Here is an 11,544-nt window from a genome sequence, read left to right as displayed (position 1 = left end):
TGGAGGTCGCGTGAGGCACATCGCGCTGTCAAAACGGTGATAATTACTCTAGGCTTGCGGGTTTTTAGTCGGTGAGGATGATTCAAATGAAGGTCGTACACGTTAACGCAGAGGCCCAGCGCAACGCCTGTCTGGCGCGATTATGCGCTGAGGTATACGGGCAACAGGCGGGGCTTACGCCGCTGGTCGTTTTCACCGGCACCTGCAGTGTGTTTTTTCCGCAAGAAGCCGCGCGACTTTTTGCTGCTGTTGACGGCCAGGGTAAACCTCAAGCGCTGGCGCTGCTAGTGCTGGATGAAGAGGGCGAGGGAATGACGGTGACCCACGCCTGTGCACTTGACCAAGCAGATGCCAAGCAGCGATTGGTCAGCGAGCTGACTCTGAAAGCGCCGCTACGTGTCGAAGTGGATGACGCCGAACAAGAAGCGTTCTATCAAAAAAGTGGCATTAAGCGCTGGTTTGGTGGAACTGATGGCAAGCGCATAGGCCTAGGCGCTCGCCACCCTGCTAAAAACGTTCGCGAACTGGCACCCACCCTGGCTTTGGATGAAGCGCTCATTTTACGCCGCTTTAAACATGACCCGAAGGCGTTTGAAGAGGCTAAACAGGCATTTTTGAAGGGTTTGAACGATTTTCCACAAACGCTTTAATGGCCCGTTAGGACACCTCTGATTAACTATTACGCTTGCCCTGATAAGCCGACTACTTCTTCGCTAGTTCGCGCATGGCCGTTTCCAGCCCCTCAAGCGTCATGGGGTACATACGGTCTTGGATAATCTCTCGTATGAGATTAGTTGAGTAGGTGTACTCCCAGGCACGTGGTGGCAAAGGGTTCAGCCACGCCAGACGTGGAAAAGTGTCGCATAAACGCTTAAGCCAAACGCTGCCCGCTTCGTCGTTAAAGTGCTCAACACTGCCGCCTGGGTGGGTAACTTCATAGGGCGACATGGCCGCATCGCCGACAATCACTACCTGGTAATCCGCACCGTAGGTGTGCAAAACATCCATGGTCGGGATGCGTTCATTCCCTCGGCGCATGTTGTTACGCCAAACCCCTTCGTAAAGGCAGTTATGAAAGTAGTAGTGCTCCAGATGCTTGAACTCTGAGCGGGCTGCAGAAAACAGCTCTTCGCAGACGCGAATATGGTCATCCATCGAGCCGCCCACATCTAAAAACAGCAATACTTTAACGGCATTATGGCGTTCAGGGCGCATCTGTACGTTGAGTAACCCGGCGTCCTTGGCAGTTTCGCGGATGGTGCTGTCCACGTCGAACTCATCTAATGCCCCTTGGCGGGCAAACTTGCGCAGGCGACGCAGCGCCATTTTGATATTGCGCGTGCCTAATTCCAGAGAATCATCGTAATCGCGGAAGCGTCGCTCGTCCCAGACCTTGGTGGCCCTGCGGTGGCGAGAGCCATCCTGACCGATGCGAATGCCTTCCGGGTTATAACCGTAGGCGCCAAAGGGGCTGGTGCCGCCGGTACCTATCCATTTATTGCCCCCCGCGTGGCGCTCTTTTTGCTCCTCCAGGCGTTTTTTAAACGTCTCGATGAGCTCTTCAAGGCCGCCCAGGGATTCGATCTTGGCTTTCTCTTCATCCGTTAGTTGTTTCTCAAATTCCCGGCGGAGCCAGTCATCGGGAATCAGCGCCTCAATGGCGGCGTCCATGTCCTCGAGACCTTTAAACCAGGCGGCGAAGGCACGATCGAAGCGGTCAAAGTGGCGTTCATCCTTGACCATCACCGTGCGGGCCACCTGATAGAAGGCTTCCATGTCGGCGAACACGACACCGCGCTCCACCACGGCGTGAAGATCCAGCAGCTCGCGTAGCGACACCGGGACGCCCGCGCGCTTGAGCGTTTCAAATAGGCCAATAAACATGGCTTAGCGGCCTGTGCCTTTCTGGCGACGAATCATAAACGCCAGGCGTTCAAGCAGTTGGGTATCCTGCTCGTTTTTGACCAGTGCGCCGGCCATGGGCGGCAACGCTTTGGCCGGATCACGGTTGTAGAGTGCTTCTTGAGCAATATTGTCAGCCATCAGTAGCTTGAGCCAATCGACGAGTTCTGACGTGGAAGGCTTTTTCTTGAGGCCGGGCGCTTTACGAAGCTCAAAGAATACCTCTAGGGCTTCGCTGACCAGCCGGGGGGCGATATCCGGGAAGTGAACATCGACAATCGCCTGCATGGTCTCGCGGTCGGGGAACTCGATATAGTGGAAAAAGCAGCGGCGTAGGAACGCGTCCGGCAGCTCTTTTTCATTATTCGAGGTAATAACGATAATCGGGCGCTGTTCTGCACGGATGGTTTCGCCGGTTTCGTAAACGTGGAACTCCATACGATCCAGCTCTTGAAGCAGGTCGTTGGGGAATTCGATATCGGCTTTATCGATCTCGTCGATCAGCAGCACTACGCGCTCGTTGGCAGTAAAGGCTTCCCACAGCTTGCCGGGCTTGATGTAGTTGGCGACGTTTTCCACGCCTTCAACGCCAAGCTGAGAGTCGCGCAGGCGGCTGACGGCATCGTACTCGTATAAACCCTGGGCCGCCTTGGTGCTGGATTTGATATGCCAGGTGATCAACTGAGTATCGAGAGACTCGGCCAACTCTTCGGCCAGCAGGGTTTTGCCGGTGCCCGGCTCGCCTTTGATTAACAGCGGCCGCTCAAGCACCACGGCAGCATTCACCGCCTGCTTAAGCGCATCGGTCGCGATATAGGAAGAAGTGGAATCAAACGCCATGGGTGAGCCTCGGCTTGTCGAAAGCGGGGTTATAAAAGAATAAATGGATTCAAACAAGTGTACGTGAGGGTAAACCCCAAGGCCAACTAGCGGATTAACGGATTGGCGCTTAGCCCTGCCAATTTGGCGGCACTATGCCCTGGCGCTGCATTTGCCGGTATACCGTGGGCCTAGAAACCCCGAGCGCGCGAGCAACGGCGCTAATGTTCCAGCACTGCTCCTTGAGCATTTCCAGCAGTGTGTGATCGCTGTCTCTACCCGCGTCTGCAGCCAGGGGAGGTATCTGCCGCGTTATGCGCTGGCTTAGGCACTGCTCGGGTAAATCATGAACGGTGATTTCCTCGCTTTCTGTGGTGGCCAGTGCAAAGGCCAGCGCATTCTTTAACTGGCGGATATTACCAGGCCAGGCGTAGGCAAGCAGGGCGCTGATAGCATCGGCCCGCAGGCGGGGTGTTTGGCTGGAGGCGCGTTCTTGGATGATGTCGTCAAATACGCGGCGGATAACGTAGAGCTTATCGGCGCGGTCGCGTAGCGCGGGCAGGCGCAGTTGAGCGCCATTAAGGCGGTAATAGAGATCTTCGCGGAACTCGCCCTGCTGGATCATCGCATCGATATTGCGATGGGTGGCGGTAATCACCCGAATATCAACCTTCTCAGGCTTATTGGCACCCAATGGCATCACTTCTCGCTCGGCCAGTACGCGCAGCAGGCGGGTTTGCAGGGCCAGCGGCATATCGCCGATTTCATCTAGAAACAGCGTGCCGCCGTGGGCTTGGGGGATGAGCCCACGCATGCCTTTGGCGCGACCACCGGTAAAGGCGCCGGGCTCGTAACCAAACAGCTCGCTTTCGATCAGGGCTTCGGGAATAGCAGCACAGTTCACTGCGATAAACGGCCCTTTAGATCGGTTGCCGCTGTCATGTAGGGCTCGGGCAACGACCTCTTTGCCGGTGCCGGTTTCACCGCTAATCAGCACATTGACGCTGGCTTCGTTGCGCAACCGCTCAGCCAGCTTCTGCACTTTGCGCATAGCGGGGTCGTCGGCACCGAGGCGTGCCAGTGGTTCCGGCAGGCTGGAGGGGAGAGGTTGCGCTTGCTGTGCAGGTCGAGGGCGGCGCGGCTCCAGCAGGCTAATAAAGTAAATGGTGTTGTCGACCCTGGCGCGAAAAGCACGCAGTTGATCGTCGGTGGCGCTATTAATGCTGAGTACATCAGCGATCTCGCACTCGAATAGCTCCCCCAGCACAGGGGTGTGATGGGCTGACCAAGGTGGCCAACGGCGCTGGTGTTCTTCTATCAGATTACGGCCCACTGCGTTGGCAGCAATCACCTGCCCGTTCTCTTCAATAGCGATGAGTCCGCGCCCGTTTACATGTACGAACTCTCGCGAGGTATCCAGGCGCACCATTAGGCAGTCACGGTAGCGCTGCAGAAAATAGGCGTCCTCGATCATGCGTGCGTACAGCGTCACCAGCGAGAGGCTAAAATTTTGGCTCTCATGCTGGGTAGGCGATTGCAGCGCGGAGATATCCAGCACGGCCATGACGTTACCTTGCGGATCGGCAATCGGCGCGGCGGTACATGTAAGCGAAATATGCGACGCGTCGAAGTGCTCCTGGCGGTGGCAAATAATCGCTTGGCGATCATGCAGGCAGGTGCCCACGGCACAGGTGCCCGCAAAGCGTTCGTCCCAATCGGCACCAAGGTAGAGGCCCGCTTTGCGCAGTTGCTGGTCTTGGTTGGGGTCGCCACGAAACTCGACGGTAATGCCGCGGTGGTCGGTGAGTAACAGTACATAGCCTAGCTGGGCGATTTGTTGATAGAGCTGGTCAACCCCGGCTCTTGCCACGTGCAGTAGTTCATCAACCGATTCTCGGTGCTCGATCAGGATTTGCTGGGGTACCACCCGGGCAGGGCGTGGCTGGGTAGGATCGAGCCGGTACTCGTTTAGGCAGCGCAGCCAGGAACGCCGAATGGTTTGCTGGGCCGGTAGCTGCGGAACTTCCAGGCCTTCGCCAAGCTGGAAAATATGCTCGATATGCTGGCGCTGGACGGATGGCAGCCGCGCAGGCAGGGGCGATTGAGTAGGCATGGCGTGGTTCACCGTGGCGATTGTTATTGTCCTTCCAGCCTATGCGCTTTGGCGTGGGTGTCAACGCAGTGCTATTACGCCGTTAGTCGAGCGTTACACCTGTAACACCCGGCTGTAAACAGTGTGACAGGTGTACGCGCCCTCGCTACGCCTTATCGCTGCTTCGTTTTGTTAAATAATTATATTTTTCAGTTAGTTATTTTTGTCATGTGCGTTTTGGCACGACGGGTGCTTAGGGGTGGGTGTCTCACCAGCAATTCAACAAAAACAAACGATGGAGTACCCGCTATGTCCGAGATACCGGCACAAACTCAGCAAACCGCTACGGCCACTGTTCAAGGGTGGCTAAATGATTTTGATAAAGCGCTGCAAGCCCAGGATATTCAGCGTGTTTTGTCGCTATTTAATGAGGAGTGCTACTGGCGCGACTTTGTAACCTTTACCTGGAATTTAAAAACCTGTGAGGGAAAAGATGCTATTCAGGCCATGCTCAATGCCACCTTGGAGAACGTGCGTCCTTCGAACTGGTTGCTAGAAGGTGAAGCCACCCAGAACGGTGATATTAGCGAGGCGTGGTTTACCTTCGAGACAGCCGTCGCCAGCGGCAAAGGCTACTTGCGTCTGAAAGATGGCAAATGCTGGACGCTACTAACCACTATGCAGTCGCTTCATGATTACCCCGAACCGCGTAAGCACAACCGGCCAAAAGGAGCAGAGCACGGTGCCAATAAACAGCGTGAAACCTGGTTAGAGTCACGAGAGCGCGAAGAGGCAGAGCTTGGCTATACCCAACAACCTTATTGCGTGATCATTGGCGGTGGCCAAGGAGGGATTGGTCTCGGGGCGCGTCTGAAGCAGATGGGCGTTCCGACCATCATCATAGAGCGCAACGAGCGCGCAGGGGACTCCTGGCGCAAGCGCTATAAATCTCTCTGCCTGCACGACCCGGTGTGGTACGACCACCTACCCTATATTCCTTTCCCAGAAAACTGGCCGGTGTTTGCACCTAAAGACAAGGTGGGCGACTGGCTTGAGATGTACACAAAGGTGATGGAGCTCAATTATTGGAGTTCCACAGAGTGTCAGAATGCGCGCTTCGATGAAGCCGCAGGCGAGTGGGTGGTAAATGTTAAGCGCAACGGTGAAGAGATCACGCTACGCCCGAAGCAGTTAGTGATGGCCACCGGAATGTCCGGGATGCCCAATGTACCGACATTTCCCGGCGCAGAGAGCTTCGCTGGCGAGCAGCAGCACTCCAGTCAGCACCCTGGGCCAGATGCTTATGCGGGCAAGAAATGCGTGATTTTGGGCTCGAATAACTCTGCTCACGATATTGCCGCGGCCCTCTGGGAGCACGACGCCGATGTGACCATGCTGCAGCGTTCATCCACTCATATCGTGAAGTCAGACTCTTTGATGGAGGAAGTGCTGGGGCCGCTCTACTCCGAAGAGGCGGTTGCCAGTGGCTTAACTCACGAAAAGGCTGATCTGATTTTTGCCTCGATCCCCTACAAGGTGCTTCCAGACTTTCAGCGTCCGGCGTTTGAGGCAATCAAACAGCGCGACGCCGAGTTTTATCAGAGGCTTGAGGATGCGGGCTTTCTGCTCGATTTCGGGGACGATGACTCCGGGCTGTTTTTGAAGTATCTACGCCGGGGCTCGGGGTATTACATCGATGTAGGCGCCTGCGATCTGGTGGCCAACGGGGATATCAAGCTGCGCAGCGGCGTAGGTATCGAACGGATCAACCCAAACTCCATCACGCTTTCGGATGGCAGTGAGCTAGAGGCTGACTTAATTGTCTATGCCACCGGCTACGGATCAATGAACGGCTGGGCGGCCAGGCTTATCTCCCAGGAGGTAGCGGATAAAGTCGGCAAATGCTGGGGCCTGGGCTCCGACACCACCAAAGACCCCGGCCCCTGGGAGGGCGAGCTGCGTAATATGTGGAAACCCACCCAGCAAGAGGCGCTGTGGTTCCATGGCGGCAACCTGCACCAGTCGCGGCACTACTCACACTATTTGGCGCTGCAGTTAAAGGCACGCATGGAGGGGCTGGAAACGCCTGTCTACGGTCTGCAGCCGGTTCATCATACGTCTTAAAAGGAAGGGTAATCCATGAGTCAGTCAAGCATGCAGGCAGCAGTTTGGTACGCAGCAAAAGATTTACGTGTCGAGCAAGTGCCGGTTCCCACTATCAGCGACCCCCATGAGGTGAAGGTGAAAGTGGCTGCCTGTGGTATTTGCGGCAGTGACTTGCACGAGTATGCCGCCGGGCCGATTTTTATCCCAGTAGGCAAGCCGCACCCCATTAGCGGCGAACAGGCGCCGATCATTATGGGCCATGAGTTCGCTGGGGAAGTGGTAGAGATCGGCGAGAAAGTAACGCGGGTGAAGGTAGGTGACCGCGTGGCCATTGAGCCGATCCTTTCCCCCAACAAGGACGGCGCTTACCAGATGGAGCGCTACAACCTCACGCCCTTGCTGGGGTTTCACGGCCTTTCGGGCGGTGGCGGCGGCTTTTCTGAGTTCACCGTGATGGGTGAGCATATGGTGCACCAACTGCCGGATGATCTCAGCTTCGAGCAGGGCGCTCTGGTAGAGCCCGCGGCGGTAGCGCTGCATGCGGTGCGCCAAAGCTGCCTGAAAGCAGGGGATAGCGCGGTAGTTTTTGGCGCGGGGCCGATTGGTTTGATGACCATAGAAGCGCTAAAAGCCGCAGGTGCTGCTCAAATATATGCTGTTGAGGTCGCACCTTCGCGGAAAGCCAAAGCTGAAGCGTTAGGGGCCATTGTAGTTGACCCTCAGCAGGAGGACGCGGTTACGAAGCTACAAGCCTTGAGCGGTGGTGGGGTGGACGTGGCGTTTGAAGTGACCGGTATTCCTGCCGTGCTGAATCAGGCGCTGCACAGCACCCACGAAGGGGGTGAAGTAGTGGTGGTGAGTATTTGGGAAGGAGAGGCCAGCTTTCAGCCTAACGATCTAGTCATCAAAGAGCGCACCATGAAGGGTATTATTGCCTATCGCCATGTTTACCCCGCGGTAATGGCGCTGATGCAGCGAGGCTACTTCCGGGTTGAGGACATGGTTACTCAGCGTATTCCACTGGCGGATATCGTGGAGGAGGGCTTTGAGGCGCTGCTAAACGACAAAGCCCAAGTGAAAATTATCGTTACACCCAATCACTAATCTGAGGATTCCAAAGCATAAACAAACGCATATGATTCTTTGTGATGCAAAAAGACTGCAAAGTGCGCAATGCTGGTGCATTTTGTTTGCTGCAGTGCGTCGGAGGCTGATGTTAGGCGAATGAGTTTTTATTAAGTGTTTGATTTTTAGTTATATTTAAAAAAATGGCACGCAGATCGCAATGTATATGGCAAAGGATGAGTGAATAGATTGGCTAGGTCCAGTATCTAACTGACGACGTAAAGCTTCTCTCCCTTCTTCATCTACATCGCTAATTAAGAGTAAGAGTAGCGATAAACCGAGTGAGCTGGCGTGCTCCACCTAGGTCCCCTCCGGGGGACCTTTTTTTATGCCTGGATTTCATGCCTGACTTGTATGCATAGAAAAACTATCAGGGGGATAGTTTCTTATAACAATATTTTACAAGCAATTTGGAAACAGTGTTCGTATAATATATGCTGTATAGGAAAGTTGGATAGCAACTACCGCAATCCCAAGCGCAAGGAACTGCGCTGCATATAGAGGATGACCCTGATGAGTAACATGAAACTGATTTCTGCCGCTGTTATCACCGCTAGCTTCGCACTGGCAAGTCAAGCGGTCCTTGCTTATAACGCTGGTGATGTGTTTGTTCGTGGCGGCGTTGCCCAAACGGATGCGGGTTCAGATAATGGTGACGTGGCTGGTGCTCCACTAAGTGTAGACGATGCACGAGGATTCACTTTCGGTGCTGGCTACCTGTTTACCGACAAAGTCGGCGTTGAACTGAATAGCTCAGAGAAGTTTGAGCACGATATTAGCGTCGGTTCACTTAACAGTAGCGTTGATCGTCTCCCGGTTAACCTATTAGTTAACTATTACCCGATGGGCGGCCTGGATTCACGTATACAGCCCTATGTCGGTGCTGGCCTCAACTACACGCGTTTCTCCGGCGAGCCTAGTGGTGTGAGCATTGAAGAGAGCTACGGTGCTATCGGTCAAGTCGGTATTGATCTGGCCGTAACCAACAACATCATGCTTAATGGTTACGCAAGCTACGCTGATGTGAATTCGGATATCAATGTTGGTGGTGAAGTCGACATCGAGCCCGTCACCGTTGGCGGTGGTGTTACTTACCGCTTCTAAGCTTTATTTGTTTAAGAACCATTTGCTTAAACAGCGTTTGGTACTTGGCAATCAATCAACGCCCGGCCTTGTGCCGGGCGTTGCTCGTTTGAGGCAATTGAAAGCATCGCTAAATCGCTCAGCGTGTCAGGTTGTTAAAACCACTCTCCGTCACCGCCACATTATCTTCGATGCGAATGCCGCCGCAGGGTGAGAGTTGGTCGACCAAACGCCAGTTAATGGGCAGTGAGGTGTTGCGCAGTGGTGCCAGAAGCATAGCGATGAAATAGAGTCCAGGCTCAATGGTAACGACCATGCCAGGGCGCAGCGTGCGCGTAAGCCGCAGCGCTGGGTGCTGCTCTGGCGCAGGGGCGGGAGTACCATCTGAGTGACGTAATCCAGCCACATCGTGCACTTGAAGACCTAGAGAGTGCCCTAGCCCATGAGGACAGAATGCCCGCGTAACGCCTTTGGCAACCGCTTGTTCGGCGGAGCCTTTAAAAAGATCGTTAGCCACTAATATTTCACCCAGGTGGTGGTGCATCTGTTCGTGCAGTGCCACAAAGCTAACCCCCGGGGCTACGCCTTTGACTAACTCATCTTTCAGCCCATGCATGGCGGTGACCAGTTCGCCAAACGCCACGGGTGCATCAGGGCCAGCATAAGTGCGGGTAATATCAGCGCAGTAACCTCGAAAGCGGCGACCCGCATCCACTAGCAGGCTGTAGCGCTGTTTAGGCGCGGTAAGGTCGTAGTGTTGATAATGCAGCACGCCTGCATGCTCATTTAAACCAATAATATTTTGGTAAGGCACATTTGACTCGCGCTGACGACTGGCACCCAGGTAAGCCAACTGAATATCCAGCTCACCGGATGCACCAATAAACGCGGCCTGACTTGCCTGATGGCCCGCTATCGCTAAACGGTTGGCTTCACGGAGACAGGCGATTTCATAGGGCGTTTTAAACAGCCGTAGTTCATCAAGAGCATGGACTATTCGCTCAGGATGATGCTCTGCTTTTAGCGCCTGCTGGATGTTGGAGGCAAGACGCTCAATGTCGCCAATAACGGCAGCCTTTCCCGAAAGCGGTGGGGAGATTTTCTCGCTGCATAAATGGATATCAAACGCTTCTACCCATGGCTCTTCGGGTAGGTGGGTAGGCAAGTGCCAAAAATCGGCGGGCGCATACAAGTACAGCTGTGGGCGCTTTTCTGGCTGAATAATCAACCAGCTATGCTGCACATCGGCTAAACCTACCCAGTGCATAAAATGCCCGTAGGTTTGAAAAGGGGGGGCGTGGTCATCAGCAAAATGTACGCTGGTATGACCACTGTAAATTGCCAGACTATCAAACCCGTGGTCGGTTAAAATACCCGAATAAGCACGCTGAAGGTGCGCTATGTGATCGCGTTGCAGGTTAAATAGGGTGGTTGACATACAAAACTGTGCCCTCTCTTAAGTAAGCATTTATCAAATGCGGGTTCATGCACGGGGCGGCGCCAGTTCGCTCCAGAGGCTATCCAGCTCCGCATGACGATGATTTTGATGGCGGTATAGGCGTAGTTCCATGGGCACATCCCAGCGACTATCGCCCGCTCTTACCAACGTGCCTTGGGCAAGTTCTGCCGCGACGTTGCGCTCGGGCAGCCAGCTCATGCCGTACCCAAGTAGCACCAGCTCTTTAATACCCGCCGCGTAAAGGTTTTCACTCTGCGCGGTTAAATAGGTAGTTTGGGAGAGTCTGGCCAAGTGTGCTTTAACCGCAGACCCCAACAGTCCACGCTTTGGGTAGGCAAGCCAAGGCAATGGCCGAGGGCGCGACCCTGGCAGCAGTGCGCGCGGCTCTCCCTCTGGGCTTAAACCAGTCACTGGAATCAGTCTTTCATGACCAATCACACGATAGTTGCAGGCACTGGTGTCGATATCCAGATCGCAGCGCCCAATCGGCCAGTAGCAGATAGCCAGGTCGCACTCGGCACGTGCTAAGGCTTGAAAGTAGTCGTTGGCCACCCAGCCGGTTGCCCGTAAATACGGCTGTACGCGATCTTGCCACCCTGTAGACGCCAGCCATTCAGGTAAAAATTGAGGCAGCAAACTTTGCGGCGCTGCGACCATAATGCGCCTCTGCTGGCCGGCGTTAATTTCGCGCACACGGTCACGGGTCAGACGCACTCGTTCGGTCACCTGTTCGCACAGGGTCAAAAACTCCTCCCCCGCCGGGGTGAGCGAAAGCGGTAGCGTTTGACGATTAATCAGCGTTACACCCATCTCCTCCTCAAGCAGTTTAATCCGTCGGGAGAAGGTAGGCTGCGTAACGTTTTGATCATCTGCTGCGCGTGAGAAGTGCCGTGTTCTGGCCAGGGCAATAAAATCTTCTAGCCAGCGAATTTCCATGCTCTACCTCTCAGCGCCTGGG

General features: G+C 54.8%; 9 protein-coding genes. 4 read left to right on the top strand and 5 right to left on the bottom strand.

The annotated features are described in order from the left end of the window. The first annotated feature begins 86 nt into the window (after positions 1 to 86). Positions 87 to 650 (top strand): hypothetical protein, encoded by a 564-nt coding sequence (locus tag QEN58_RS11110; RefSeq protein ID WP_280103727.1) that lies wholly within the window; start codon positions 87 to 89, stop codon positions 648 to 650. 52 nt (positions 651 to 702) lie between these two features. Here the strand turns inward: QEN58_RS11110 and QEN58_RS11105 are convergent, their stop codons facing one another. The 3 genes from QEN58_RS11105 to QEN58_RS11095 form a co-directional block, all read right to left on the bottom strand. Then, complete coding sequence (locus tag QEN58_RS11105) at positions 703 to 1,884, bottom strand: vWA domain-containing protein (RefSeq protein ID WP_280103726.1); 1,182 nt, start codon at positions 1,882 to 1,884, stop codon at positions 703 to 705. Positions 1,885 to 1,887: 3 nt separating this feature from the next. Beyond that, on the bottom strand, positions 1,888 to 2,742 hold the full coding sequence (locus tag QEN58_RS11100; protein WP_280103725.1) for an AAA family ATPase: 855 nt from the start codon (positions 2,740 to 2,742) through the stop codon (positions 1,888 to 1,890). 109 nt (positions 2,743 to 2,851) lie between these two features. After that, a complete protein-coding gene (locus QEN58_RS11095; protein ID WP_280103724.1) occupies positions 2,852 to 4,834 on the bottom strand; it encodes a sigma-54-dependent Fis family transcriptional regulator in 1,983 nt (660 codons plus the stop codon). A gap of 288 nt (positions 4,835 to 5,122) precedes the next feature. Between QEN58_RS11095 and QEN58_RS11090 the strand changes: the two genes are divergently transcribed. The 3 genes from QEN58_RS11090 to QEN58_RS11080 all read left to right on the top strand — a co-directional run bounded on the left by QEN58_RS11090 (position 5,123) and on the right by QEN58_RS11080 (position 9,148). Then, positions 5,123 to 6,937, top strand: a complete 1,815-nt coding sequence (locus tag QEN58_RS11090) for an NAD(P)/FAD-dependent oxidoreductase (RefSeq protein ID WP_280103723.1) — start codon at positions 5,123 to 5,125, stop codon at positions 6,935 to 6,937. Positions 6,938 to 6,952: 15 nt separating this feature from the next. Next, entirely contained in the window at positions 6,953 to 8,023 is a 1,071-nt protein-coding gene (locus QEN58_RS11085) for a 2,3-butanediol dehydrogenase (RefSeq protein ID WP_280103722.1), read from the top strand. A gap of 534 nt (positions 8,024 to 8,557) precedes the next feature. Then, positions 8,558 to 9,148, top strand: a complete 591-nt coding sequence (locus QEN58_RS11080) for an OmpW/AlkL family protein (protein ID WP_280103721.1) — start codon at positions 8,558 to 8,560, stop codon at positions 9,146 to 9,148. Positions 9,149 to 9,266: 118 nt separating this feature from the next. On the opposite strand, the gene pepQ is transcribed toward QEN58_RS11080, so the two are convergent. Both pepQ and QEN58_RS11070 read right to left on the bottom strand, forming a co-directional pair. Continuing rightward, positions 9,267 to 10,565 carry a Xaa-Pro dipeptidase gene (gene pepQ, locus QEN58_RS11075; RefSeq protein ID WP_280103720.1) on the bottom strand — a complete coding sequence of 433 codons (1,299 nt, stop codon included), beginning with the start codon at positions 10,563 to 10,565 and terminating at the stop codon, positions 9,267 to 9,269. 45 nt (positions 10,566 to 10,610) lie between these two features. Next, positions 10,611 to 11,522, bottom strand: a complete 912-nt coding sequence (locus tag QEN58_RS11070; RefSeq protein WP_280103719.1) for a LysR family transcriptional regulator — start codon at positions 11,520 to 11,522, stop codon at positions 10,611 to 10,613. Positions 11,523 to 11,544: the final 22 nt, after the last annotated feature.

Source organism: Halomonas alkaliantarctica (assembly GCF_029854215.1).
Classification (GTDB): Bacteria; Pseudomonadota; Gammaproteobacteria; order Pseudomonadales; family Halomonadaceae; genus Vreelandella; species Vreelandella alkaliantarctica_A.
This window is presented reverse-complemented; position numbering and strand designations above follow the sequence as displayed.